Below are 26254 nucleotides of genomic sequence, written 5' to 3'. Positions count from 1 at the left end.
CCGCGCCAGTCTGTGTTTTCAGGATCGATCCTTGCGCCGCAGCTCTGCCAACTGTTCGGCCAACGCCTCCACGCCCTCTTCCGGTTTTTCCGGCATCGCCCGCAACGTCGCCTGCATCAAACGCATCTGGCGAATGAAACGCCGGCAATTGCGGCAGAACATCAGGTGATGACGCACCATCAGTTTCTCGCGAAAGCTCAACTGGCCATCGAGATAATCGCTGGATCGCGCTACTTGCTCCTTGCACGTCAACATTCGCCGGTCTCCTCAAAATGCTCAACGGTCGCGAAGACCTTCAAACGTGCCCGATGCAGCAGCACACGGACATTGGAGAGCGAGATCTCCAGAAGATTACAGATCTCCTCCAGCTCCAGGCCCTGTCGCTCGCGCAGCAACAGCACACTGCTTTGCAGTTCCGACAGGCTCAACAGCGTGTGCTCGAGGCATTCACGCAGCTCGCCTTCAGTCAACAATGCTTCAGGCGTGTCCTGGTGCCAGGCGAACGGTGCGACCAGCCAATGGCCGTCGCCGGGAGAAAAACGATCGTCGTCGATGGTGCCGTGGGGGGACGGCAGATCATCCAGCAACACTTCGCGACGATTGAGTTTGTAGCGGCTCTTGGCCGAGTTGGCGGTGATGGTCAGCAGCCAGGTCTTGAGACTGGAGCGCGCCTCGAAACGGCCGATATTGCGTACCACCGACAGCCAGGCATCCTGCACCACTTCTTCGACATGGCGCTGGCCGACAATCGCGTAGGCCACCGCGCGCATGGGGCTTTGATAGGTGCTGACCAGTTCCTTGAAGGCTTTCTGTTCGCCTGCCAACAACCGTTCGAGCAGGTGTGTGTCGTCAACCGCCATCCATCAATCCCCTTTTCCCTGCCCTAAAATGATTGCGGCAGGAGGACGCTTCAAGCGTCGTCCTGCCGCAGTCTCCGAAAGTTACAGCGTTCGCGCTGATTCGGATGTAGGAAAGATTAGCGCGATTAAGAGGACATGAACGGGTCCACTCAACGTTTGCGCAGAATCACGCTGCCGATCGAGTAACCGGCACCGAACGAACTCAGCACCGCCAGCGAACCGGATGCCAGATCGTCCTGATATTTGTGGAACGCGATCACCGAACCGGCGGAGCTGGTGTTGGCGTAGGTGTCGAGAATCACCGGGGCTTCTTCTTCGGTGGCTTCGCGGCCCAGCAGCTTGCGCACGATCAGGTGATTCATGCTCAGGTTGGCCTGGTGCAGCCAGAAGCGCTTCACATCGCCAACGTTGAGCTTGTTCTCTTCCAGGTGCTCGCCGATCAGCTCGGCCACCATCGGGCAAACATCCTTGAACACCTTGCGGCCTTCCTGCACGAACAGTTTGTCGCGGGTGCCGATGCCCTCTTCCGCTGCGCGGTTGAGGAAGCCGAAGTTGTTGCGGATGTTGTTGGAGAACTTGGTCAGCAGTTTGGTGCTGACCACGTCGAACTGGTGCTTCGACGTTGCCGTATCGGCACGCTCGATGACGACGGCGGTAGCGGCGTCACCGAAGATGAAGTGGCTGTCGCGGTCACGGAAATTCAGGTGACCGGTGCAGACTTCCGGGTTGACCATCAGAATCGCGCGGGCCTGGCCCAGTTGCACGGTGTTGGCGGCTTGCTGGATGCCGAAGGTCGCCGACGAGCAGGCGACGTTCATGTCGAAACCGAAACCCTGGATGCCCAGCGCTTCCTGGACTTCGATGGCAATGGCCGGGTAGGCGCGTTGCAGGTTGGAGCAGGCGACGATCACGCCGTCGATGTCGGCGGCAGTCTTGCCGGCACGCTGCAGGGCTTGTTCGGCAGCGCCGATGGCCATCTGGCAAAGCACCGACCATTCGTCGTTGGAGCGCTCCGGCAGGCGTGGCGCCATGCGTGCAGGGTCGAGGATGCCGTCCTTGTCCATGACAAAGCGGCTCTTGATGCCGGACGCTTTTTCGATGAACGCGGCGCTGGACTCGGTCAGGGCCTGGACTTCGCCGCTGGCGATGGCTTCGGCGTTGTCCGCGTTGAACTGGGCGACGTAGGTATTGAAAGACTGCACCAGCTCTTCGTTGGAGATGCTGTTGGCCGGGGTGTACAGGCCGGTGCCGCTGATGACGACGTTATGCATGGTCGTTTCTCTAATCTGTTCAGGCAGAAAGTGCTGGCACCGACGTGCCAACACGCAAAGGGTCCATTCCCGTATCAAGGGACGCAAAAACCTGGCATCGCTTTATTCCGTTGCGCGGCCCGGCAAAGGCTCTGGGACGCGAAAGCGGCATTTATGGTGGCGAAGTTTGCCATAAACCCGAGGTTTTGGCCCCATTCTCAAGTACAACGCCTGACCAATGTGGGAGCGGGCTTGCTCCGGGCGGCGATCCTACGAAGGCGCCGTATCAATCAGCAGATTCTTACCTGACACACCGCCTTCGTCGGATCGCCGCCCGGAGCAAGCCCGCTCCCACAAGGGGAATTTCGTCCCCTCAAGATCAGGCCTCGACCTGGCTCCACTGTTTATTCAGCCGTTTGTCGGAGATCGGCACTTTCGTCCCCAACTGCTGGGCGAACAGCGAAACCCGATACTCCTCCAGCCACCAGCGATACAGTTCGAGCTGCGGATCGCGTTTGCCTTCCTGCGCATGTTTGGCGGCGCGGGTCTGGTATTGCGTCCAGAGGCCGGCGAGTTCGCCGCTCCACACACGATCCTTCTGCACCTGCGCGCCCAGCTTCTCGAAACGCTGTTCGACCGCTTTCAGGTAACGCGGCAACTCCTTGAGCCACACCATCGGCGTTTCCCGGACGAAGCCCGGATACACCAGATGACTGAGCTGCTGCCTGATGTCGTTCAAGGCCACCGCCTGAGCCAGGTCGATCTTGCCCTTGAAACGCTTTTGCAGGCCGTGCCAGAGCTTGAGGATTTCCAGCGTCAGACGTGCCACCCGCTCGGCATGCTCGGTCCAACTGCCGCGCTTGCGCTCGGCCAGTGCCGCCAGCCCTGCGCCGTCACGCGGCAACGGGTCTTCGCCCTCGAGAATGCAACTGTCGAGGCTGGCCAGCAGAATGTCTTCGACCAGCGCATCGACCCGGCCCAGTTCGCGGTACAGCAGGCCCATTTCGGTCAGGCCCGGCAACTTGCCGCGCAGGAACTTGGCCGGTTCGGCCAGTTGCTGCATCAACAGGCGTTGCAAAGCGCGACGATGCTGGAACTCGGCTTCGGCCGGGGTCGAGAAGCGACCTTCCTTGACCGTGCCGCCCTCTTCCACCAGCGCCGGATAGACTGTCATCGACAGCCCGGCGATCTTCTGCTGAGTTTTTTCCGCCACCGGCGCGAAGACCTTGGCCTCCACCGGTTGCTGACTTTTCGCGCTCTGCGGCACGGCCAGTGCGGCCTGGCTGGCTTCGGCGAAACGTGCGGTCAGTTCCGCCAGATCCCGTCCCTCGCCAAGGAACTTGCCCTGGCCGTCGACGATTTCCAGGTTCATCCGCAGATGGCTTTCGACCTGCTGCGCCGCTTCGGCCCAGGCTTCATCGCTGACCCGCGCACCGGTCATGCGCAGCAGTTCGCGGCCCAGCGCTTGCGGTAACGAACCTTCGGCAAAGGTCATGCGTTGCAGCGCAGCCTTGATGAAGTCCGGCACCGGCACGAAGTTCTTGCGCAAGGCTTTGGGCAGGTTGCGCACCAGCGCAATGCACTTGGCCTCGATCAGCCCCGGCACCAGCCACTCAAGGCGCTCCGGCGGCAGCATCGGCAACAGCGGCGCCGGCACACGCAGGGTCACGCCGTCGCGCGGGTGATTCGGTTCGAAGTGATAACTCAGGGCCAGTTCCAGATCGCCGATGTGCAGCGTGTCCGGGTAATGCTGGGCGGTGACTTCGCTGGCCTCACGAGCCAGCACGTCTTCCTCGCGCATGATCAGCAGTTGCGGGTCTTTCTGGCTGTTGACGCGATACCAGCTGTCGAATGTCGCGGTCTGGTGGATCTCCGCCGGCAGCCGCGCATCGTAGAACGCGTAAAGGGTTTCCTCGTCGGCCAGAATGTCCCGGCGACGAGCTTTGGCTTCCAGTTCGTCGAGTTGTTCCAGCAACTGTTTGTTGGCGGTCAGGCATTTGGCCCGGGACTGAATCTCGCCCCGCACCAGACCTTCGCGAATGAACAGCTCGCGCGATACCACCGGATCCACCGGGCCGTAATGCACCGGTCGACGACCGACCACGATCAGGCCGAACAGGGTGATCTGTTCGAACGCGACGACCTGGCCGCGCTTCTTCTCCCAGTGCGGTTCGAAGTGGTTCTTCTTGATCAGGTGCCCGGCCAGCGGTTCGATCCAGTCGGCGTCGATCTTCGCCACCATCCGCGCGTAGAGCTTGGTGGTTTCCACCAGTTCGGCGGTCATCACCCACTGCGGGCGTTTCTTGCCGATACCCGACGACGGGTGAATCCAGAACCGCCGCTGACGGGCGCCAAGGTAATCGCCGTCTTCGGTTTTCTGGCCGATCTGGCTGAGCAGGCCGACCAGCACCGCTTTGTGCAGCTTCGGATAGTCCGCCGGCTCTTTGTTCAGGCTCAACTGCAAGTCGCGGCAGATCAGGCTCAACTGCCGATGGGAGTCGCGCCACTCACGCAGGCGCAGGTAATTCAGGAAATTCTTGCGGCACCAGTTGCGCAGCGGGCTCGCCGTCAGCGCCTGACGCTGCTCTTCAAAACCGCGCCACAGATTGACCAGCGCAGCGAAGTCCGAATCGGCATCCTTCCAGTGCGCGTGGGCCTGGTCAGCGGCTTGCTGACGCTCCGGCGGACGCTCGCGCGGGTCCTGAATCGACATGGCGCTGGCGACGATCAGCACTTCCTGCAGACTGCCGAGTTTGGCGGCTTCAAGCAGCATGCGGCCCATGCGCGGGTCCACCGGCAGGCGCGCCAGCTGACGGCCGAGCGGTGTCAGCTGACTGTTGCGATCCACCGCCGACAGTTCTTGCAGCAGGTTGAAACCGTCGCTGATCGCCTTGCCGTCCGGCGGCTCGATGAACGGGAAATCGGTGATCTCGCCGAGGCGCAGATGGAGCATCTGCAAAATAACCGCCGCGAGGTTGGTGCGCAGGATTTCCGGATCGGTGAATTCCGGGCGACCGAGGAAATCCTCTTCGCTGTACAGGCGCACGCAGATACCCGGCTCGACCCGGCCGCAGCGACCTTTACGCTGGTTGGCGCTGGCCTGGGAAATCGCTTCGATCGGCAGCCGCTGGACCTTGGCGCGGTAGCTGTAGCGGCTGATGCGCGCAGTGCCGCTGTCGATCACGTAACGGATGCCCGGCACGGTCAGCGACGTTTCGGCGACGTTGGTCGCCAGCACCACGCGACGCCCAGGATGCGACTGGAAAATCCGCTGCTGTTCGGCCGGCGACAGGCGTGCGTACAACGGCAGGATTTCGGTGTGTTTAAGCTGGGCCTTGCGCAGCATGTCGGCGGCGTCGCGAATCTCGCGCTCGCCGGGCAGGAACACCAGCACGTCGCCAGGACTGCGACGTTCGCTGCGCTCGTACGCGGCGATTTCGTCGAGGGTCGCGAGGATCGCCTGATCCACGGTCAGGTCGTCCTCGACGCGGTTGCCCTCTTCGTCCTGCTCAAGCGTCAGCGGGCGATACCAGGTTTCCACCGGGAAAGTGCGGCCGGACACTTCGACAATCGGCGCATCATCAAAGTGCTTGGAAAAGCGTTCCAGATCGATGGTCGCCGAAGTGATGATGACTTTCAGGTCCGGACGACGCGGCAGCAGGGTTTTCAGGTAACCGAGCAGGAAGTCGATGTTGAGGCTGCGTTCGTGGGCTTCGTCGACGATGATCGTGTCGTAGCGTTCGAGGTAGCGGTCGTTCTGGGTTTCCGCAAGCAGGATGCCGTCGGTCATCAGTTTGATCAGTGTGTTGGAATCGCTCTGGTCTTCGAAGCGCACCTGATAGCCGACCAGTGCGCCCAGCGGCGTGCCGAGTTCCTCAGCAACCCGGCTGGCCACGCTGCGCGCCGCGATCCGGCGAGGCTGGGTGTGACCGATCAGACCATGCTGGCCGCGACCGATTTCCAGGCAGATTTTCGGCAACTGGGTGGTTTTGCCCGAACCGGTTTCGCCGGCGATGATCAGCACCTGGTGCTTTTCCAGGGCCTTCTTGATTTCGTCACGCTTGGCCGCAATCGGCAGGCTGTCGTCGTAACGGATCACCGGCAGGCTGGCCTTGCGCGCCAGCACCTGATCACAGGACGCCTGCATGCGCGCCACCCACTGGGCCAGCTTGGCCTCGTCGGGTTTCTTGCGCAGCTCAAGCAACTGCCGCCGCAGCCGGTGGCGGTCGGCGAGCATGGCGTGATCGAGGTTTTTCAGCAGTTTGTCGATGGAGGGCGATTCGTCGGTCATCGGGTACGCAATTCGGTCGTCTAGTGGCGCAAGGGCGCGATTGTCGCAGATTTGCGGGATTTGTGGCGTGTCTGGGGGATTGCTGCCCTCACCCTAGCCCTCCCGAAACGTCGGACCGCCCGGAGGGAGAGGGGACTGATTGGGAGTTGCTTCAGAGCTACGCCGACCTGAACGAGCCTTACCGAATCCATAATTGCCACGATCTTTCAGGTCGATGTTTGACCTGGAAGAACTCTACCGAATCCATAATCGCCACGATCTTTCAGGTCGATGTTTGACCCGAGACACCTCGGTCGGCCCCCTCTCCCTCCGGGAGAGGGCTGGGGTGAGGGCTTGCTTTTTGGGGGTTACTCGTTATCAAGACCCTTGCGCCGATACGGGAAGACGTCGATCACCTTCCCCGCCCGAATCGCCTCCTGCAGTCCCTTCCAGTAATCCGCGTTGTACAACTCGCCATGCAGCTGATCGAACAATTTGCGCTGCGCCGCATCGGCAAACAGGAACGGCGGAAACTCCTCGGGGAACACGTCCAGCGGCCCGATCGAATACCACGGCTCGGAGGCCATTTCGTCCTCCGGTGTGCGCGGCGCCGGGATATGGCGGAAGTTGGCTTCGGTGAGGAAACAGATCTCGTCGTAGTCGTAGAACACCACCCGGCCATGGCGGGTGACACCGAAATTCTTCAGCAGCATGTCGCCGGGGAAGATGTTGGCCGCCGCCAGTTGCTTGATCGCCAGCCCGTAATCCTCTAGCGCTTCACGCACCTGGGCTTCATTGGCGTTATCCAGATAGAGGTTGAGCGGGGTCATCCGGCGTTCGGTCCAGCAGTGGCGGATCAGCACCGTTTCGCCTTCCAGCGACACCGTGGACGGCGCGACTTCCAGCAGTTCCGCCAGGCACGCCGGTTCGAACTTGCTCAACGGAAAACGGAAGTCGGCGAACTCCTGGGTATCAGCCATGCGCCCGACGCGGTCGACGCTTTTCACCAACCGGTACTTCTCGATCACCGTGGCGCGGTCGACGTTTTTCGACGGTGAGAAGCGGTCCTTGATGATCTTGAACACAGTATTGAAACCCGGCAGCGTGAACACGCTCATGACCATGCCGCGCACGCCCGGCGCCATGATGAACTGGTCGTCGGTGTTGGCCAGGTGATTGATCAGCGCGCGGTAGAACTCCGATTTACCGTGCTTGTAGAAGCCGATCGAGGTGTACAGCTCGGCGATGTGCTTGCCCGGCAGGATGCGTTTGAGGAAACCGATGAACTCTGCCGGCACCGGCACATCGACCATGAAATACGAACGGGTGAAGGAGAAGATGATCGACACCTCCGCTTCGTCGGTGATCAACGCGTCGATCTGAATCCCGCGTCCCTCGCGGTGCAGCAGCGGAATCACCAGCGGCCACTGATCGTCGTTGGTGTAGATGCGCCCGACCAGGTACGCGCCCTTGTTGCGGTACAGCACCGAGGAAAACAGCTCGACGCTCAGCTCCGGATCCTTGCACACCCAGTCCGGCAGGTTCTCGCGCAGTTGCGCTTCCAGGCGTTGCAAGTCACCGGGCAGATCGGCGTAGGCCTCGTTGAACCGGTAATCGGCAAAGATGCTCGCGAGCATGCCCGAGATCTGCCCTTGCGGTTTATAGGTGCGGGTTTGCGCGGCCCGTGCCCGGCGCAGGCTCGGCCGGGTGGTGTGGATGAACATGCAACCGTCGCTGATCAGGTCGTGGCTGAACAGACCGCAGAAAATCGAGTTGTACCAGGTCTCGGACAGCTCATCGTCGAAGCGCAGGTCGATGATGCTGATGTAGGCACTTTTCACCAGCGGCCAGCAGGTGACGTCCATCAAGGTGTCCGGCTCGAAGTACTCGCGCAGGCGGGCGACGGTCTCACCGACCTTTTCTTCGTAGAGGTTGATCCGCGCCGCCGACGCCGTTTGCGTGTCCTGCCAGCGGGCCTGCTCGAAACGCTCCCGGGCGCCGTCGGTGATCCGCCGGAAATGCTCGCGGTAATCGTCAAAGCCATCGAGGATCAGGCGGGCGATGTCGGTGGCTGGCCATTGCTGCGGCATAGATGAGACCTCTGCGGGAATTGGAGAATCTGTGCTCGAAGGCCTGAGCTTAGCCACGGAAGCGGGCGCAGGAGAAGCGCAATTTCTGCCAAATCCTCTTGCGGGTTGTACAAAGACACAGTTTTTATCAAAGTTTTTTTAATCGACCGTTCGGTCAATAAACGTCCCCTCAGGTTCTCCACACCACTGCGCGCCAGCCCGCGTTTTCTCTGGGTTTCGGATCCAATTCAGCAAAGACATCTCTAGCCCGCGCTTTTGCCCGACTTGTTCATGCCTGTCCATTCCCTGCAGCGACTGGTCTTACCAAGATAGTGGCACTTTGATATACAGCCAGCCATCACCCGCCTCACAACAAGATCCTCGGCTCACGAGGACGATCTCTCCCCAAAACGCCCAAGGAGCACATTGATGTCTATCCGGAATCTGCGCATAGGTTTGCGCGCCAGTTTGTGTTTTGCCGTTCTGGCCAGTCTGCTGGTGGTGGTCGGCCTGTTCGGTCTGGGCCAGATGAAAACCCTGCGCGAGAGCGCGGCGGTGATCGAGGAATCGTGGATGCCCAGCATCGAAAGCATCCATGACACAGCGGCGAACATCGCCAGCATCCGCCTCGAATCCCTGCGCCTGATCACCAGCACCCAGGCGGCCGTCCGCGAACGCAGCAAAGGCCTTCTCACCGCGCAACGCCAGGAACTGCTCAAGCGCCTCGACGACCACAAAGCCCTGATCGCCAATGATCAGGAGCGGGCAATGCTGGAAGGTCTGAGCGTCGATACGGCCAAGTACCTGAGCATCCTCGACCAGATCATCAAACAGATCGACGCCGGGCAAAATGATCAGGCTTACGCGCGCCTGAACAACGAACTGGCGCCGCAGGGCACGGTGCTCGACAAGACCCTGGAGCAGATGATCAGCCTCAATCAGCAAGGCGCGGATGTCGCGGCCAAATCCGCGGCGGCGATGTACCAGCAGGCGCTGTGGATCGTCGCCACGATCATCGTCATCGCCCTGATTGCCACGTTGTTGCTGGCCTGGCTGCTGACCCGCAGCATCACCGCGCCGATCAATCAGGCGCTGAACGTGGCACGGCGGATTGCTTCGGGAGACCTCAGCGGTCGCATCGACAGCGAGGGTCGCGATGAAGCGGCGCAGTTGCTCACGGCGCTGGCCGAGATGCAGGGCAATCTGCGCTCGACCATTCGCGGCATCAGCGAGTCGGCCCAGCAACTGGCCTCCGCCGCCGAGGAAATGAGTTCGGTGATGGAACAGAGTACTCGCGGGTTGCAGCAACAGAATGATCAGATCGAACAGGCCGCCACGGCGGTCACCGAGATGAGCACGGCGGTCGATGAAGTGGCCGCCAATGCGGTGTCCAGTGCCGAAGCCTCCGAAGCCTCGAACGAGGACAGCAAGCACGGGCATGTGCAGGTCAGTGAGACCATCAGTTCGATTCAGGAACTGGTCAGTGCGGTGCTCGGCGCGTCCGAACAGGCCGAGGGCCTTGCGACTCAGGCCCAGGACATCAGCAAAGTTCTGGAAGTGATTCGCGGCATCGCCGGGCAGACCAACCTGCTGGCTCTGAACGCCGCGATTGAAGCGGCGCGGGCAGGCGAGGCCGGACGTGGGTTTGCGGTGGTTGCCGACGAGGTTCGCTCGCTGGCCCAGCGCACGCAGAACTCCACCGAAGAAATCGAGCTGATGATCAGCAGCATCCAGCAAGGCACCGGAGCCACCGTCGATGCATTGCAAAACAGCGCCGAGCAGGCCAGCCACACCCTGCGCCGGGCCAACAGCGCCGGCCATGCACTGGAGAAAATCACCGCGTCGATTTCGCAGATCAACCAGCGCAACCTGGTCATCGCCAGCGCCGCCGAACAACAGGCGCTGGTGGCCCGGGAAGTCGACGAAAACCTGGTGACCATCCGCGATCTGTCGACCCAGACCGCTGCCGGCGCCACCCAGACCTCTGCCGCCAGTCAGGAACTGTCGCGACTGGCCGTAGACCTCAACGGGCTGGTCACGCGCTTCGTGATCTGATCGGAAAATTAAATGCCCGATTAACGGTTGCCATCGCCGGGGCCCTCGGCAACACTCTCGTCCCGATCAAGGAAGGAGTGGCCCGTGAGCCCTGTCGATATTTTCCGCATGTTGTCGCTGGCTGCCATCTGGGGCGCGAGCTTCCTGTTCATGCGCATCATCGCTCCCGCGATCGGTACGGTTCCGACCGGATTCTTCCGCGTTTCGATTGCTGCCGTCGGTTTGCTGGTGATCCTCGGGCTGATGCGCATCAGCTGGGATTTCAAAGGCAAGCTCAAGACCGTGATGATGCTCGGCGTGATCAATTCCGGCGTACCGGCAACGCTGTATTCGGTCGCGGCCCAGGTGCTGCCGGCCGGTTATTCCGCGATTTTCAATGCCACGACTCCTTTGATGGGCGTGTTGATCGGCGGGTTGTTCTTCAGTGAAAAACTGACGCTGGCCAAACTCGCCGGGGTGTTCCTTGGCCTGCTCGGGGTGGGCGTGCTGACCCGCGCCGGCCCGGTGGCGTTCGATCTGCAACTGCTGATGGGTGCCGTCGCCTGCCTGCTCGCGACCACCTGCTACGGATTCGCCGGGTTCCTCGCCCGACGCTGGCTGGATCAGGCCGGCGGGCTCGACAGCCGTCTTTCGGCGTTGGGCAGCATGCTCGGTGCGACCCTGTTCCTGCTGCCGTTGTTCGGTTACAGCGTCATCACTCAGCCGCCGGTGAGCTGGGGTGGCTGGAATGTCTGGCTGTCGCTGCTGGGCCTGGGCCTGGGCTGCACCGCGTTTGCCTACATCATTTACTTCCGCCTGCTGAGTTCCATCGGGCCGGTGAAGTCGATGACCGTGACCTTCATGATTCCGCCATTCGGCGTGCTGTGGGGGGCGCTGTTTCTCGATGAACCGCTGTCGATGGCCCACTTGTATGGCGGGGTGTTGATCGCGATTGCGCTGTGGCTGGTGTTGAAACCGGCTGCGGTGAAGCCGGCAGAAATCGCCGCCCGCTGATTCGCAGATGCACAAAGGCCCGGGAGTTTCCTCCCGGGCCTTTTTTATGAGCGTTTCTTACGCCGATTTACGGAACACGAACACCAGACCGACGATGATCAACAGCATTCCCAGCACGCTCAACGCCGCCAGGCGATTGCCGAAGATCAAGTAGTCCATCACCGCCGTCACCGCCGGCACCAGATAGAACAGGCTGGTGACATTCACCAGATTGCCCCGGGCGATCAGTCGATACAGCAGCAACGTCGCCAGCACGGAAACCACCAGCCCCATCCACAACACCGGCACGATGAAACCGGCACTGTGCTCGAAGTGAAACGGCTGAAACGGTACGAAAACCCCGCACAGCAACAGCCCCGCCAGATACTGCACCGGCAGCGTGCCGAGAGGGTTGTCGGTGATGCGCTTCTGCATGATCGAACCGAACGTCATGCTCGCCAGCGCCAGCAGCCCGAACAACATCCCCGCCAGCGACATGCCGGCCAGGCCGATGCCCTGGTAAACCACCATGATCAGCCCGGCCAACCCCAGCGCCAGACCGAAGATCCGGCTCGCCGAGCGTTGCCGCTCCATGAGCACCACCGTAAGGATCGGCTGCACGCCCATGATGGTCGCCATCACCCCGGGCGTGACTTTCAGGTCCAACGCCAGCAGATAAAAGATCTGATAGGCACCCAACAACACAACGCCGGTTGCCATCGCGTACAGCATCGGCTTGCCGCCCTTGGGCAGCCTCAACTTGAGCAACGGCACCAGCAGCACCAGCCCGCACAGGGCAATCACAAAACGGATCAGCAGAAAGGCAAAGGGCGACGCGTGGGCCAGCCCCCACTTGGAGAAGATCGCCCCGCTGCTCCACAGCAGAACGAACAGGCTCGTGGACGCGGCCGCGAGCGCGGACTTTTTCGAAAGGACAAACATGAATACCACCTGTAGTCAGGCAAAAAGCCAACTCAGCCGAAGCTGAAATTCAGTAGGTTTTTTCAGGCGGGCACAGGGGTCAGCAGAAAACGCCGATCAGCCCGAAACACCAACGCCCGGCGGTGATACGACTGCGCACACCGGCGTGCTACTGACAGGTGGAGGGTAATGACTGATCTGCACAGGCTGCTGATTCCCGCACGGCACGACGCCAGCGTTGACCGCTGAATCGACTACCGCGTTGATGAGGGATGCAGGCATCTGGGCTGATCTTTTTTGAAGGGTTGAAAGGTGAGTCGTGGGACTCACGAGCGCCGACTATAACCAGCCCGCGACATGGATTGCAATGACTTGGACAAAGGGCCAGTAGCGACAGGCAGGAGGCAGGCGCATAGGCTCGTTTGCAATTGCAATGACCATTGATGGGGGACATGGAATGCGCGAGATCATATGCCAAGGGAACGCAATCATCTGCGGTATCAGTTGTACAAATCGCAAGCCAGGAAGCTCGCCCGCCTTGCCACGACTCAACTCCAGATTGACCTGGAGATGGCTGGTCCCACAACACTTGACCTTTCGAAAGTACGTTTCGAACCCATCGACTCGTTGGCACTGAGTGCTTTTGAGTGTTGGGAGAGCCCGCATTTTTCATGGGAAGACGTCATTGGATGGAAAGCGCGCGAACCTCTCGCTCTCGACATCGCAATCTGGTTTGAATCTGAACTGTGCGGGCTTTGCTTTGCCAACCCGAATAAAAGTCGACAACGCATCCGAATCGTACGACTGGAGGGGCGGCCAAGAGAAACACATCCATTGAAGAATCGTGTTGCACCGCTATCCGTTCTGGCTATTGAGCAATACGCCCGCATCATTGGAAGCAGCTTGATCGAGGCTCAAGAACCATTCCAGGGAGCAATACCAATTTACGAACAACTCGGCTTCGGTTTGGATAACGAGGGTCGCCTTGTCAAAACAGTAGGGAGCCTAGTATTGTGAAAAACGCTCAAATATTGATCAACCAAGGTGGGAACATGCGCAAAGAAATAAAAAAATCCCCCAGAAAGAAAAAAGCGCACGCAATAAGGGGTGAATCTGATCCGACGGTTCTGACAGCCAGTCAACGACGGCTCTTACAGATCATTGCAACCGGCACCGCTATCGATGAACCAAGCTTACTTGCTGGCCGTCCCTGATTCCGAAAACAAAAAACCGCTCAAACGAGCGGTTTTTTTATGCTTTTAAATCCAGCCTCAACCAAACAGCCAATACCCCAGCAACGTCAGCACCACCACCGCCAGCACCGGCCGCATCACGCGGTAGGCTTTTGGATTACGGCGTTTCCACTGCTTGACCTTACCGCTGAACTTGTCGCTGAAGTTCTTGCTCCACGCGTAAGCCTGGTTGATCCCGCCGACGCGCTCGTCGTCGAGGTTCTGCGGGGCAGTAGCACGGCCCAGCCAGGCGCTGATGAAGCGGTTGATGCGGGTCATCAGACGATTGCTCAGCGGGCGCTCAATGTCACAGAACAGGATGACGCGGGTCTTTTCGGTTTCGTTCTTGACCCAGTGCACGTAAGTCTCGTCGAACATCACGTCTTCACCGTCGCGCCAGGCGTAGACCTGACCGTCGACGAAGATCCGGCAATCGTCGGAGTTGGGCGTCGACAGACCCAGGTGATAACGCAGGGAACCGGCGAACGGATCGCGGTGCGGGTTCAAATGACTGCCACCCGGCAACAACGCGAACATCGCGCCTTTGACGTTGGGGATGGCACTGACCAGCGCCACGGTTTTCGGGCACAGGGTCTCGGCCGATGGCAGCGGTTTGTCGTACCACTTGAGGTAGAAACGCTTCCAGCCCTTCTTGAAGAACGAGCCGAAACCGGCGTCGTTGTTCTTCTCGGCGGCGCGAATATAACCCTCGTCAAACAGATGCATCGCTTCGTCGCGAATGGTTTCCCAGTTATCGCGCAGTACGTCCAGCTCCGGAAACTTGCTGCGGTCCAGATACGGCTTGGACGGCACGCCCGAAAACAGGTACATCAAGGCGTTATACGGGGCGAACAGCGCCGAATGGTTGACGAACTGACGCAGCACCGGCAAACGCGCCTTGCCGCGCAAATGCACGTAGAGGATGCTGCCCACAAACAGCAGCAACACCGACACCTTGGCGGCTAACGAAAAGGTCATCAACAACTCCTTGAAATAAGACAACGCCACGCCATGTCATTTGCCCGAGATGGCGGCCGGCCATGATAAACACTACCGGCTCCGGGAAAAACCCGCCCGACCCAAGATTCAGTGTTAAGAATTGCGCAACAAAGCACTTCTTAACATAACGATCCTGAACCTTGGCTGACCTGAATCAACGCGCCACTTACTGCTGGTTCTCCTGATCGGTGAACAGATCACTGAACAGCATGCTCGACAGGTAACGCTCACCGGAGTCCGGCAGCACCACGACAATGGTCTTGCCCTGCATTTCCGGAGTTTCCGCCAGGCGCACCGCCACCGACATGGCCGCACCGCAGGAAATCCCGCACAAAATCCCTTCCTCCTGCATCAGGCGCAGGGCCATGGCCTTGGACTCGTCATCCGTCACCAGTTCGACCCGGTCAACCATCGACAGATCAAGGTTCTTCGGCACAAAACCGGCGCCGATGCCCTGAATCTTGTGCGGGCTCGGCTTGATCTCTTCGCCCGCCAGCGCCTGAGTAATCACCGGAGACGACACGGGTTCCACCGCCACTGACAGAATCGGTTTGCCCGCCGTATTCTTGATATACCGCGACACACCGGTAATGGTTCCGCCGGTGCCGACGCCCGCCACCAGCACATCGATGGCGCCATCGGTGTCGTTCCAGATTTCCGGGCCGGTGGTTTTTTCGTGGATGGCGGGGTTGGCCGGATTATCGAACTGGGCCGGCATGAAATATTTGCCCGCATCGCTGGCAACGATCTCCGCGGCCTTTTCGATCGCGCCCTTCATGCCCTTGGCCGGCTCGGTCAGCACCAGCTCGGCGCCCAGCGCCTTGAGCACCTTGCGTCGCTCGATACTCATCGAGGCCGGCATGGTCAGCAGCAATTTGTAACCGCGAGCGGCAGCGACAAATGCCAGGCCGATGCCGGTGTTGCCGGAGGTCGGCTCGACGATGGTCATGCCCGGCTTGAGTTTGCCGCTGCTTTCGGCGTCCCAGATCATGTTGGCGCCAATCCGGCACTTGACCGAGTAACCCGGGTTGCGACCTTCGATCTTGGCCAGAATAGTCACGCCACGGGGCGCGATGCGGTTGATCTGCACCAGCGGCGTGTTGCCGATGGAATGGGCGTTGTCAGCAAAAATACGGCTCATGGCTGGGTCCTTGTGCAGCGTTGAATTCAGCGCTCCAAGGTAAGCCTGTTGCCCCTCTCAGTCCAGTCGGGCCGAACGTCTGCGGCAGGCGGCAGTCAATCGCTTTACACCGTTCGGGATTTGCTGCCATGAAGCGTCGTTACCGCTGGCCGTTGTGGATTCTCGCCACCATCGTGGTGTTGCTGGTCGCCCTGCACATCGCCCTGCCCTACATCGTGCGCGACTATCTGAATGACAAACTGGCCAACATGGGCGACTACCGCGGCCAGATCACCGACGTCGATCTGGCGCTCTGGCGCGGGGCTTACAAGATCAATGGCCTGAAGATCGTCAAGGTCGACGGCAAGGTGCCAGTGCCGTTCGTCGATGCGCCGTTGATCGACCTGTCCGTCAGCTGGCACTCGCTGTGGTACGACCACGCGGTAGTAGCGCAGGTGAAGTTCTTCAAACCGCAAGTGAACTTCGTCGATGGTGGGGCCAACAAGCAGAACTCCCAGACCGGTAAAGGCACCGACTGGCGCGCGCAGCTGGGCAAACTGCTGCCGATCACCCTCGACGAGGTGCAGATCAACGATGGCCGTATCAGCTTTCGCAACTTCAATTCCAAACCACCGGTGAACATGAATGCGACCAATGTCGACGCCAGCATCTACAACCTGACCAATGTCGTGGACACCAAGGGCAAGCGCGATGCCCGCTTCGAAGGCAAGGCCCTGCTGCTCGGTCAGGCACCACTGGAAACCTCCGCCACCTTCGACCCGCTGAGCAACTTCGAGGATTTCGAGTTTCGCCTGCGCGCACGCGACCTTGAACTCAAACGCATGAACGACTTTGCCTCGGCCTACGGCAAATTCGACTTCAACGCCGGCCACGGCGATGTGGTCATCGAAGCCCAGGCCAAAAAGGCCCAGCTCACCGGCTACATCAAGCCATTGCTGCGCGACGTTGAAGTATTCAACTGGCAGCAGGACGTGGAGAACAAGAACAAAAGCATCTTCCGCTCAGTCTGGGAGGCACTGGTCGGCGGCACTGAAACCGTGCTGAAAAACCAGGCCAAAAACCAGTTCGCAACCAAGGTCGAACTCAGCGGCAGCGTCCATCAGCAAGATATCAGCGCGTTCGAAGCGTTTTTGCAGATTTTGCGCAACGGATTCATCCAGGCCTTCAATGCCCGATATGAGCGGCCGAAGCCGGATGCGGGTTAGCGCACTGCGCGAGCGCATCCAGATACAAGGTGTCTGCGCCGATCTGAATATCCGGATCCGGCCAATCCACACTCCAGCCATCAACTCCGATTAATGCAGCGCCGAATACCTCCGGATCAAGCAATGGCTTGAGGCCTGGATACCTTTTCAGGTCCTGGCTCAAATCGACAATCAATTGCTGACCCTCAATAAAGGTCAACGCCAGGCGAAAATCTGCCAAAGGCTGTACAGCCGATAAACGAGGGCGTTTCTTGGGCGACATCGGTTACGATCCTCTATCAGACAGGTTCAGCAGGCTACTTCCAATCCGATGATCGTTGAATGCTGGCTATGCGCCGAAACTGAGTCAACATGTGACGCCCCATTCAGAGACTGAATAAGCCGTCTGCGTTCACAGTCGACCGGGGCGCGCGTTATAGTCGGGCATCCGATTATTTCGCCCCCGCCCTGCCCGTTCAGGTCGGCGTTACCGTTCGAGGATTAGCAGATGAAGTTCGAAGGCACCCAGGCCTACGTCGCCACCGATGACCTGAAGCTGGCGGTCAACGCCGCCATCACCCTGGAGCGGCCGCTGCTGGTCAAGGGCGAACCGGGCACCGGCAAGACCATGCTCGCCGAGCAACTGGCCGAATCGTTCGGCGCCAAGCTGATCACCTGGCACATCAAGTCCACCACCAAGGCCCATCAGGGCCTGTACGAGTACGACGCGGTCAGCCGTCTGCGCGACTCGCAACTGGGCAATGAAAAAGTCCACGACGTGCGCAACTACCTGAAGAAGGGCAAGCTCTGGGAAGCGTTCGAGTCCGAAGAGCGGGTCATCCTGCTGATCGACGAAATCGACAAGGCCGACATCGAGTTCCCCAACGACCTGCTGCAAGAACTCGACAAGATGGAGTTCTACGTTTACGAGATCGACGAGACCATCAAGGCCAAGAAGCGTCCGATCATCATCATTACCTCCAACAACGAGAAAGAGCTGCCGGACGCGTTCCTGCGCCGCTGCTTCTTCCACTACATCGCCTTCCCCGACCGCACCACCCTGCAGAAAATCGTCGACGTTCACTACCCGGACATCAAGAAGGATCTGGTCAGCGAAGCGCTGGACGTGTTCTTCGACGTGCGCAAGGTGCCGGGCCTGAAGAAGAAGCCATCGACCTCGGAACTGGTGGACTGGCTGAAACTGCTGATGGCCGACAACATCGGCGAAGCGGTGCTGCGCGAGCGCGATCCGACCAAAGCCATCCCGCCGCTGGCCGGTGCGCTGGTGAAGAACGAACAGGACGTGCAACTGCTTGAGCGCCTGGCGTTCATGAGCCGTCGCGGCACCCGCTAAGAGGCTGATGCCATGTTGCTCAACCTGTTCAATGAAATGCGTGCAGCCAAGGTGCCGGTGTCGGTGCGCGAGCTGCTCGACCTGATCAACGCGCTGAAACAGCGCGTGACCTTCGCCGACATGGACGAGTTCTACTACTTGTCGCGGGCGATTCTGGTGAAGGACGAACGGCATTTCGACAAGTTCGACCGCGCGTTCGGTGCCTACTTCAACGGCCTGGAAAAGCTCGACGATCACTTGCAGGCGCTGATCCCTGAAGACTGGCTGCGCAAGGAGTTCGAGCGCTCGCTGAGCGACGAGGAACGCGCGCAGATCCAGTCCCTCGGCGGCCTGGACAAGCTGATCGAAGAGTTCAAGAAACGCCTGGAAGAACAGAAGGAACGCCACGCCGGCGGCAACAAGTGGATCGGCACCGGCGGCACCAGCCCGTTCGGCTCCGGCGGCTTCAACCCGGAAGGCATTCGGGTCGGCGATGCCGGCAAGCGCCAGGGCAAAGCGGTGAAAGTCTGGGATCAGCGCGAGTACAAGAACCTCGACGACTCCGTTGAACTGGGCACCCGCAACATCAAGGTCGCCCTGCGCCGCCTGCGTAAATTCGCCCGTCAGGGCGCGGCGGAAGAGCTGGACATCGACGGCACCATCGACCACACCGCCAAGGATGCCGGGCTGCTGAACATCCAGATGCGCCCGGAACGGCGCAACACGGTGAAGCTGTTGCTGCTGTTCGACATCGGCGGCTCGATGGACGCCCACGTGAAGATCTGCGAGGAACTGTTCTCGGCCTGCAAGACCGAGTTCAAGCATCTGGAGTACTTCTACTTCCACAACTTCATTTATGAGTCGGTGTGGAAGAACAACATGCGCCGCACTTCCGAGCGCACGTCGACCCAGGACCTGCTGCACAAGTACGGTGCCGACTACAAAGTGATCTTCATCGGTGACGCCGCGATGGCGCCTTATGAAATCACCCAGGCCGGCGGCAGCGTCGAGCACTGGAACGAAGAGCCGGGTTACGTGTGGATGCAGCGCTTTATGGAGAAGTACAAGAAGCTCATCTGGATCAATCCGTACCCGAAAGATACGTGGGGCTATACATCGTCGACCAACATCGTGCGGGATTTGATCGAGGATCAGATGTATCCGCTGACGTTGCGCGGGCTGGAAGAAGGGATGCGGTTTTTGTCCAAGTAATCCGCAATGGCTCCCCCGCCAGCGGCGGGGGAAACAATCAAAAGCGCTTCAGATATTCGACATGCTCCCGGTGTGCCACTTCCTGCACCACCGGGCGCAATCTGACCTTCGCCCCCGGCAGACACTGTGCCAGACGCGCCAGCGCCAACGGCGTCAACGCTCCCAATCGTGGATAACCGCCAATCGTCTGTCGATCATTGAGCAACACGATCGGCTGCCCGTCCGGCGGCACTTGCACCGCGCCGAGCGGAATACCCTCGGAAATCATCGGTTTGCCCTGATACTGCAACGCCGTCCCCAGCAAGCGAATACCCATGCGATCGGCACGACTGTCCAGCGTCCAGGCACTGTTGAATGCATCGAACAGGCTCTGCCCGCTGAACTGACCGATCTGCGCGCCCAGCACCAGATCCAGCGGCGCGTCGAGGCGCAGATCCGGTCGATGTTGTGCCGGGACCTCACGCACCATCAGGGTTTCGCCCTGATAACTCAGCGAAGCGCCCTTGGCCAACGGCAAGCCAAAACCATCGAGACCACCGAGCTCTTCACGCACCACCGTGGCGCTGCTGCCCAGCACTTTCGGCGCACTGAAACCACCGGGCGCCGCCAGATAGGCCCGCGCGCCCGACAACGGCTGGGTGAACTTCAAAGTCTGTCCCTTGCGCAGTTTGAAGCTGTGCCACGGGGCCAACGCCTCGCCATCGATCTGCGCGCCAAGATCGGCACCGGCCAACGCCAGCAAGCAATCTTCTTCAGCCAGCACCGTGAACCCGCCGAGGGTGATTTCGATCACCGGCAAGTCCAAGCCATTACCCAGCAGCCAGTTGGCCCAGGCCATCGACCGCCAGTCCGCCGCGCCGCCCTGGGTCACGCCCAGATGGCGCACGCCAAAACGCCCGGCGTCCTGCAACAGGCACAGTGGCGTACTCGCTTCAATCATCAGTCGGCTCATGACAACGCCTCCAAGGGTGTGTCATCACCGCCGAGGTTGATGAATTCTGCGTGGCTCACCGCTTCGAAGCGCACGGTATCGCCGGGCTGCATCAGGCTGTAGCCATCGCGTTCACGGTCGAACAGTTTTGCCGGCGTGCGACCGATCAGGTTCCAGCCACCGGGGGACACCACCGGATACGCGGCCGTCTGCCGTTCGGCGATGCCGACGCTGCCGGCGGCAACTTTCTTGCGTGGGGTATTCAGACGCGGCGCCGCGAGGACTTCTTCCACCAGCCCCATAAAGGCAAACCCCGGTGCGAATCCGAGCGCGAACACCTGATATTCACGGGCGCTGTGGCGGCGAATCACCTCTTCCACCGACAAACCGCTGCGTTGCGACAGCAAGCTCAATTCCGGGCCGACACTCAGGTCGTACCACACTGGCAGCACATGACACTGGCCGCCGGTGCGCGCATTCGGCGACAGGTCGATCAAGGCTTCGGCAATCAATTCCCGAGCCTGACCCGGATTCAATTCGGTCAGGTCGTAATGCACCATCAACGTTGTGTACGACGGCACCAGATCGATCAGATGTGCGCCGAACACCGTGCGCAGCCGCTCGCTGGCGGCGAGCATCCACGGCATGTTGGCTTCGGCGATTTCATCGAACAGACGCAGCATCAGGCAATCCAGCGCCACCACTTCCACCCGCGGATTCATGGCGCGCTCTGCTCGTTCAGGGCCTGACGAATGCGCTGCACGGCTGCCACCGAACTGGCGTTGTCACCGTGCACGCACAAGGTGTTGGCTTGCAGGTGCAGCGCGCTGCCGTCGCTGGCAGTGAGGTTGTCGCCACGGGCGATGGTCAGCGCTTGCCCGATGATGGTTTCGGAATCGTGGTGTACCGCGCCCGGCAGTTGTCGCGAGACCAGTCGGCCGGCGCTGTCGTAGGCACGGTCCGCGAAGGCTTCGAACCACAGGGTCACGCCGTATTCGTCACCGAGTTGCTGGGCTGCCGTGTTGTCACGGGTGGCCATCAGCATCAGTGGCAAGCTGCGATCGTAGGCCGCGACAGCCTGAATCACCGCCCGCAACTGCGCCGGGTTGGCCATCATGTCGTTGTACATCGCCCCGTGGGGTTTGACGTAACTGACTTTGCCACCCTGGGCACGGCAAATGCCGTCGAGAGCACCGATCTGGTAATGCAGGATGTCTTGCAGTTCCTGGGCGGTGTAGGCCATGGAGCGGCGGCCGAACCCCACCAGATCCTGATAGGCCGGATGCGCGCCGATCTGCACGCCGTGGCTCAGGGCCAGGCTGACGGTCTTGCGCATGATGCTCGGGTCGCCGGCGTGAAAACCGCAGGCAATGTTGGCGCAATCGATGAAGGGCATGACTTCCGCGTCCAGACCCATGGTCCAGTTGCCGAAGCTCTCGCCGATGTCACAGTTCAATAGCAGGCGGCTCACGGTGAACACTCCTGTAGCTGTTATCTTTTTATGCTGTAGGACAGTTGTCGCAGGTTATCAGTTACTGCGCGTCCAGTTGCTTGCCACGGGTTTCCGGCAGGCTCAACGCCGCAAGAATCACCACCCCGTAGGACACCGCCGCAAAGGCACCGATGCCTACGCTCAGCGGTACTTTCTGGCTGAGCAGGCCAATCAGCAGCGGGAACAATGCCGCCAGCGCCCGGCCGATGTTGTAGCAGAATCCCTGCCCCGAACCGCGAATCCGGGTTGGAAACAGCTCGGTGAGAAACGCGCCCATGCCACTGAAAATTCCCGAGGCGAAGAAGCCCAGCGGGAAGCCCAGCCACAGCATCACGCCGTTGCTGACCGGCAATTGGGTGTAGAGCAGAACGATGGTGAAGGAGCCGACCGCGAACAGAATGAAGTTCTTCTTGCGGCCCAACAGATCGGTCAAATAGGCGCTGATCACATAACCGACGTAGGAACCGATGATCACCATCGCCAGATAACCGCCGGTGCCGAGTACGCTCAAGCCGCGTTCGTTCTTCAAAAAAGTCGGCAGCCATGAGGTGATCGCGTAGTAGCCGCCGAGGGCGCCGGTGGTCAGCAGCGAGGCGCGAATCGTGGTGAAGAGCATGCCGGGGGCGAAGATCTCGTAGAACTTCGAAGGGCTATCTGGAGTTTGCTTGGCCTTGGCTTCGCGGTAGATCTCCGGGTCTTTCACCAGACGGCGGACGAAAATCACGAACACTGCCGGCACGATGCCGAGGATGAACAGTGCGCGCCAGGCGTCTTCCGGTGGCAACACCGAGAACAGCAGCGCATACAGAATCGCCGTCAGGCCCCAACCCAAGGCCCAGCCGGATTGCACCATACCCACCGCCTTGCCGCGGTCCTTGGCGCGGATCACTTCGCCGATCAGCACGGCGCCGGCGGTCCATTCACCGCCGAAACCGAAGCCCATCAGAGTGCGGGCGATCAGCAGCTGTTCGTAGTTTTGAGCGAAGCCGCAAAGGAAAGTGAAGAAGGCGAACCACAGCACCGTCAGTTGCAGGGTGCGCACGCGGCCGATGCGGTCGGAGAGAATCCCCGCCACCCAACCGCCGATGGCCGAGGCTATCAGGGTGCTGGTGTGAATCAGCCCAGCTTCTCCGGTGGTGATGCCCCACATTGCGATCAGGGTCGGCACCACGAAGCTGAGCATCTGGGTGTCCATGCCGTCCAGACCGTAGCCGATCTTGCAGCTCCAGAAGGTCCGGCGCTCCTGCTGATTGATGTTGCGATACCAGTCGAACGGGCCGGGACGGGCCGCAGTCTTGGGGAGGTCGAGGGTGTCGGGCGCACTCATGGCATGTCTCCGCAGGCTTTTATTGGTCTTGTTCGAAGTTCCGACGACGCCTATCGTGGGAACCGGATGCGTCGATTCTTGGGTGCGTCACCCGGTCGCGTCCAACGAATAAAAACCCGCCCAAGACATAAGAAAAATTTGTTGCCATGAACCTGAAGTTTCTCGAAACCTTCGTCTGGGTCGCCCGGCTGAAAAGTTTTCGCCTGACCGCCGACAAGCTGTTCACCACCCAGGCCTCGATTTCCAGCCGGATCGCGGTGCTCGAAGGCGAGCTCGGGGTGAAGCTGTTCCTGCGTGATTCACGCGGCGTCAGCCTGACGCCCGAAGGTTTGAAAGTGCTGGAATACGCCGAGCAGATGCTCGACACGATGCAGGCGCTGAAGCAGTCGATCGAGACCCGATCAAGCAAGGTTGGCCGGGTGCGCATTGGGGTGATGGACACGGTGATTCACACCTGGCTCAGCCCGCTGGTGGCGCAGATGACGGATCTGTACCCACGGGTGGAAATCGAACTGGTGGCGGATACCTCGCTGAACCTCTGCGATCAGCTGCAAAAAGGCTTTCTCGATCTGATTCTGCAAACCGATCTGGTGCGCCATGAAAGCGTGCGCAGCCTGGAGCTGGCCAGCCACCCCATCGGCTGGATCGTCGCCAGCAATTCGATCTACAACCGCGACTACCAAAGCCTCTCCGACCTGGCGCAGGAACGGATCATCACTTACTCGAAAAACTCCCGGCCGCATCAGGACATTCTGGCGCTGATGCAGGCCCAGGGCGTGCTGGCGCCACGGTTGAACTGTGTGAATTCGGTGTCGGCGATCACCCGGCTGTTGCGCGACGGGTTCGGCATTGGCGCGTTGCCGCCGGTGCTGGTGGCCGAGGAACTGGCGCGGGGCGAACTGACCCTGCTCGACATCGAACAGCGCCCGCCAAACCTGCAAGTCGTGGTGTCGTGGCGGGTCGGTGTGGAATGGGTCGAGGAGATTGTGACGCTGTGTCAGCAGGTGCTTGAGGGGTATGCGCGCAAGGTGGGCAAGGATTACATCGCTTTAAGTTGATCGTTCCCACTGCGTGGGAACGATGCATCGAAGCTTACAGCCCGCGCACATCCCGGTCTTCGATCGGCCGGCTCTGGCGCAGGCGCTTGCCGCCCAGCACCACCCAGTCGATCAGACGGAACAGGCATTCAAGGCCGAACGACAGCAGCAACGCGCCGCTCATGCCCCAGATCATCGCCTCAGGCGTCAGCAGAATCTGATAGCTGTAGCCGTTCCAGGTTTCCTTGCGGATGTCCGGGTCGGCGGCCAGCACCACTTGCAGGAAGCGGATGTACCACGGGCCTTGCATCGCCTGGAATTGCTTGTCCAGCGCCAGCTGACGGTTGAGCAAGGTGCTCAGGCTGTCGGCATCGCTGCGAAACACCGGGTCCTCGCTGGCGCGATAGTGGGCGACCAGCGCCTGGATATCACCCTTGAAAAACTGCTCGGCGGTGCCCTGGAAACCGCGCAGACCGGTCTGCGCCTCGATCAGGTGCGCTTCGACCCGCTTGGCGTAATCGTTGATGAAACCGGGCACCTGGACACCGATCAACAGGCCCGCCGCAAACAACACCAGCCGTAGATAACTGAGCAACATTCGGGGAAATCCTTATTCGGTCGTGCCCTGGCTGACGCATTCGCCGCGTCGCCACAGGCTCCATTGGCCCGGTTCGTAGCGGGTCCAGGTTTCGTTTTCGGTCAAGGGTTCGGTGGCAATCACCGTGACCACGTCGTTGGGCGTGGTTTCGGCCTGGAAATCGACGATCACATCGACGTCCTTGAGCCGCGCCGGGCCGAACGGTGCGCGTCGGGTGATCTGCGCCAGTTTGGTCGAGCAATAGCAGAACAGCCAGTCGCCGTCGCTGAGCAGGCAGTTGAACACGCCTTTGCTGCGATATTCGGCGCAGGCCGCGACCAGATCCGGCAGCAGCACTTCTATATCGACCGGTTCCGGAAACGCTGCACGTACGCGGTTGAGCAAATCGCAGAACGCCGCTTCGCTGTCGGTATCGCCGACCGGGCGGTAGAAACTCTTGATCGGGGTGAAATCGGCGAGCTGGCCGTTGTGCGCGAAGCACCAGTTGCGCCCCCACAACTCGCGGACGAACGGATGGGTGTTGGACAGGCAGACCTTACCGACATTGGCCTGACGGATATGACCAATGACCACTTCGCTTTTGATCGGATAACGCTGCACCAGATTGGCCACTTCCGACTCACTGCTGGCCGCCGGGTCCTGGAACAGGCGCAAGCCGCGCCCTTCATAAAAACCGATGCCCCAGCCGTCGCGGTGCGGACCGGTGCGACCGCCGCGCTGCATCAACCCGGTGAAGCTGAACACGATGTCGGTCGGCACGTTGGCACTCATGCCCAGTAATTCACACATGTGCGGACTCTCGTGATTACAGACGCGGCTCGACGCGCCGACGCTGCGGATTGCTCGGCAGCGGTGGGCGGCCATAACGATCATCGCCGGCGCCGCCGAACGGTTGATCGCCTTCGCGCTCGTCTTCGGCACGGGCAGCGGCGCGGGCTGCTTCGGCCTGCTCCTTGCGAGCGTTCGAAGCGCGCTCGATCGGGAAGCGGATCAGCACGAAAATCAGGTACAGACCGAAGGCGATCATGGCGTACATGAGCAGTTCGGAAATCGCGCGCCAGGCGTTGTTGCCGACCTTGAATGCCAGATCCAGTGCGGTGATGGCGATGGCCGGGGCGAATTTTTCCTTCACCGGGTCAATGATGGTCGGGCTGAACAGCAACACCGCCATCAGCACACGCAGCGGCTCGCGCAGCCAGCGCCACATCCAGCGGGTCATGCGCATCCACACCAACAGGCAGCCCACGGCGGCAAAGGCGTAAAGGCCCCAGGCGATCAGATAGTCGTTCTCGGTCATGGTGTCCATGGCAAGGCAGGCAAAGAGGCGCTTATAGTAACGACTTTTCGCACGTCAGGCTTCCCCGCCGTCCG

The 26254-nt window shown here is 60.5% G+C and carries 24 protein-coding genes; 8 read left to right on the top strand and 16 right to left on the bottom strand.

Going from position 1 to position 26254, the window contains the following annotated elements:
* Positions 1-18 precede the first annotated feature (18 nt).
* The 5 genes from QR290_RS08590 to aceK form a co-directional block, all read right to left on the bottom strand.
* A complete protein-coding gene (locus QR290_RS08590) occupies positions 19-255 on the bottom strand; it encodes an anti-sigma factor family protein (protein WP_289204718.1) in 237 nt (78 codons plus the stop codon).
* Positions 249-860 carry an RNA polymerase sigma factor gene (locus tag QR290_RS08585; protein WP_289204717.1) on the bottom strand — a complete coding sequence of 204 codons (612 nt, stop codon included), beginning with the start codon at positions 858-860 and terminating at the stop codon, positions 249-251. Before QR290_RS08585 ends, QR290_RS08590 begins: the two co-directional genes overlap by 7 nt.
* 149 nt (positions 861-1009) lie before the next feature.
* Positions 1010-2131 carry a beta-ketoacyl-ACP synthase III gene (locus QR290_RS08580; RefSeq protein ID WP_289204716.1) on the bottom strand — a complete coding sequence of 374 codons (1122 nt, stop codon included), beginning with the start codon at positions 2129-2131 and terminating at the stop codon, positions 1010-1012.
* 358 nt (positions 2132-2489) lie between these two features.
* Positions 2490-6401 carry an ATP-dependent RNA helicase HrpA gene (gene hrpA / locus QR290_RS08575; RefSeq protein WP_289204715.1) on the bottom strand — a complete coding sequence of 1304 codons (3912 nt, stop codon included), beginning with the start codon at positions 6399-6401 and terminating at the stop codon, positions 2490-2492.
* A 347-nt stretch (positions 6402-6748) separates the two neighbouring features.
* Positions 6749-8470, bottom strand: coding sequence for a bifunctional isocitrate dehydrogenase kinase/phosphatase (gene aceK / locus QR290_RS08570; RefSeq protein ID WP_115076918.1), 1722 nt, complete (start codon positions 8468-8470; stop codon positions 6749-6751).
* Between the two features lie 408 nt (positions 8471-8878).
* Here aceK and QR290_RS08565 point away from each other — a divergent pair, with 408 nt between their 5' ends.
* Positions 8879-10504, top strand: coding sequence for a methyl-accepting chemotaxis protein (locus QR290_RS08565; protein WP_115076917.1), 1626 nt, complete (start codon positions 8879-8881; stop codon positions 10502-10504).
* Between the two features lie 84 nt (positions 10505-10588).
* On the top strand, positions 10589-11497 hold the full coding sequence (locus QR290_RS08560; RefSeq protein WP_115076916.1) for a DMT family transporter: 909 nt from the start codon (positions 10589-10591) through the stop codon (positions 11495-11497).
* Positions 11498-11554: 57 nt separating this feature from the next.
* On the opposite strand, the gene QR290_RS08555 is transcribed toward QR290_RS08560, so the two are convergent.
* Positions 11555-12418 (bottom strand): DMT family transporter, encoded by an 864-nt coding sequence (locus QR290_RS08555; RefSeq protein ID WP_115076915.1) that lies wholly within the window; start codon positions 12416-12418, stop codon positions 11555-11557.
* A gap of 450 nt (positions 12419-12868) precedes the next feature.
* Between QR290_RS08555 and QR290_RS08550 the strand changes: the two genes are divergently transcribed.
* On the top strand, positions 12869-13414 hold the full coding sequence (locus QR290_RS08550) for a hypothetical protein (RefSeq protein ID WP_115076914.1): 546 nt from the start codon (positions 12869-12871) through the stop codon (positions 13412-13414).
* Complete coding sequence (locus QR290_RS08545) at positions 13411-13611, top strand: hypothetical protein (protein WP_085605617.1); 201 nt, start codon at positions 13411-13413, stop codon at positions 13609-13611. The genes QR290_RS08550 and QR290_RS08545 overlap by 4 nt, the downstream gene beginning before the upstream one ends.
* Positions 13612-13668: 57 nt before the next feature.
* On the opposite strand, the gene QR290_RS08540 is transcribed toward QR290_RS08545, so the two are convergent.
* Together QR290_RS08540 and cysK are read right to left on the bottom strand one after the other, a co-directional pair.
* Positions 13669-14607 carry an aspartyl/asparaginyl beta-hydroxylase domain-containing protein gene (locus tag QR290_RS08540; protein ID WP_115076913.1) on the bottom strand — a complete coding sequence of 313 codons (939 nt, stop codon included), beginning with the start codon at positions 14605-14607 and terminating at the stop codon, positions 13669-13671.
* A 187-nt stretch (positions 14608-14794) separates the two neighbouring features.
* A complete protein-coding gene (gene cysK, locus QR290_RS08535; protein ID WP_007956517.1) occupies positions 14795-15769 on the bottom strand; it encodes a cysteine synthase A in 975 nt (324 codons plus the stop codon).
* 128 nt (positions 15770-15897) lie between these two features.
* On the opposite strand from cysK, the gene QR290_RS08530 reads away from it, so the two are divergent.
* On the top strand, positions 15898-16974 hold the full coding sequence (locus QR290_RS08530; RefSeq protein WP_115076912.1) for a DUF748 domain-containing protein: 1077 nt from the start codon (positions 15898-15900) through the stop codon (positions 16972-16974).
* Here QR290_RS08530 and QR290_RS08525 read toward each other — a convergent pair.
* Positions 16934-17236, bottom strand: coding sequence for a DUF2442 domain-containing protein (locus QR290_RS08525; protein WP_289204714.1), 303 nt, complete (start codon positions 17234-17236; stop codon positions 16934-16936). The two genes, QR290_RS08530 and QR290_RS08525, sit on opposite strands and share 41 nt — an antisense overlap.
* A gap of 225 nt (positions 17237-17461) precedes the next feature.
* On the opposite strand from QR290_RS08525, the gene QR290_RS08520 reads away from it, so the two are divergent.
* Together QR290_RS08520 and QR290_RS08515 are read left to right on the top strand one after the other, a co-directional pair.
* Positions 17462-18307 carry an AAA family ATPase gene (locus QR290_RS08520; RefSeq protein ID WP_007911294.1) on the top strand — a complete coding sequence of 282 codons (846 nt, stop codon included), beginning with the start codon at positions 17462-17464 and terminating at the stop codon, positions 18305-18307.
* A gap of 12 nt (positions 18308-18319) precedes the next feature.
* Positions 18320-19498 (top strand): vWA domain-containing protein, encoded by a 1179-nt coding sequence (locus tag QR290_RS08515; RefSeq protein ID WP_016771218.1) that lies wholly within the window; start codon positions 18320-18322, stop codon positions 19496-19498.
* 37 nt (positions 19499-19535) lie between these two features.
* Here QR290_RS08515 and QR290_RS08510 read toward each other — a convergent pair whose 3' ends face one another.
* The 4 genes from QR290_RS08510 to QR290_RS08495 all read right to left on the bottom strand — a co-directional run bounded on the left by QR290_RS08510 (position 19536) and on the right by QR290_RS08495 (position 23248).
* The gene (locus QR290_RS08510) at positions 19536-20450 is read right to left on the bottom strand and encodes a biotin-dependent carboxyltransferase family protein (protein ID WP_289204713.1); all 915 of its coding nucleotides are present in this window, start codon (positions 20448-20450) and stop codon (positions 19536-19538) included.
* A complete protein-coding gene (gene pxpB / locus QR290_RS08505) occupies positions 20447-21151 on the bottom strand; it encodes a 5-oxoprolinase subunit PxpB (protein ID WP_289204712.1) in 705 nt (234 codons plus the stop codon). Before pxpB ends, QR290_RS08510 begins: the two co-directional genes overlap by 4 nt.
* Positions 21148-21900 carry a 5-oxoprolinase subunit PxpA gene (locus QR290_RS08500; RefSeq protein WP_289204711.1) on the bottom strand — a complete coding sequence of 251 codons (753 nt, stop codon included), beginning with the start codon at positions 21898-21900 and terminating at the stop codon, positions 21148-21150. Before QR290_RS08500 ends, pxpB begins: the two co-directional genes overlap by 4 nt.
* A 61-nt stretch (positions 21901-21961) precedes the next feature.
* Positions 21962-23248 carry an MFS transporter gene (locus tag QR290_RS08495; protein ID WP_064594172.1) on the bottom strand — a complete coding sequence of 429 codons (1287 nt, stop codon included), beginning with the start codon at positions 23246-23248 and terminating at the stop codon, positions 21962-21964.
* Positions 23249-23394: 146 nt separating this feature from the next.
* On the opposite strand from QR290_RS08495, the gene QR290_RS08490 reads away from it, so the two are divergent.
* Positions 23395-24306, top strand: a complete 912-nt coding sequence (locus QR290_RS08490) for a LysR family transcriptional regulator (protein WP_115076907.1) — start codon at positions 23395-23397, stop codon at positions 24304-24306.
* Positions 24307-24340: 34 nt separating this feature from the next.
* Here QR290_RS08490 and QR290_RS08485 read toward each other — a convergent pair whose 3' ends face one another.
* From QR290_RS08485 to QR290_RS08475, 3 genes are read right to left on the bottom strand one after another with little or no spacing between them, the layout of a single operon-like run.
* Positions 24341-24883, bottom strand: a complete 543-nt coding sequence (locus QR290_RS08485) for a DUF2937 family protein (protein ID WP_007956487.1) — start codon at positions 24881-24883, stop codon at positions 24341-24343.
* 12 nt (positions 24884-24895) lie between these two features.
* The gene (locus QR290_RS08480) at positions 24896-25672 is read right to left on the bottom strand and encodes a class II glutamine amidotransferase (RefSeq protein ID WP_115076906.1); all 777 of its coding nucleotides are present in this window, start codon (positions 25670-25672) and stop codon (positions 24896-24898) included.
* A gap of 16 nt (positions 25673-25688) precedes the next feature.
* Positions 25689-26189 carry an MFS transporter gene (locus QR290_RS08475; protein WP_115076905.1) on the bottom strand — a complete coding sequence of 167 codons (501 nt, stop codon included), beginning with the start codon at positions 26187-26189 and terminating at the stop codon, positions 25689-25691.
* Between the last annotated feature and the right edge of the window lie 65 nt (positions 26190-26254).

It is taken from the genome of Pseudomonas fluorescens (genome assembly GCF_030344995.1).
Classification (GTDB): domain Bacteria; phylum Pseudomonadota; class Gammaproteobacteria; order Pseudomonadales; family Pseudomonadaceae; genus Aquipseudomonas; species Aquipseudomonas fluorescens_BF.
The sequence above is the reverse complement of the archived record's forward strand: the minus strand, read 5'-3'. Positions and strand labels throughout refer to the sequence as shown.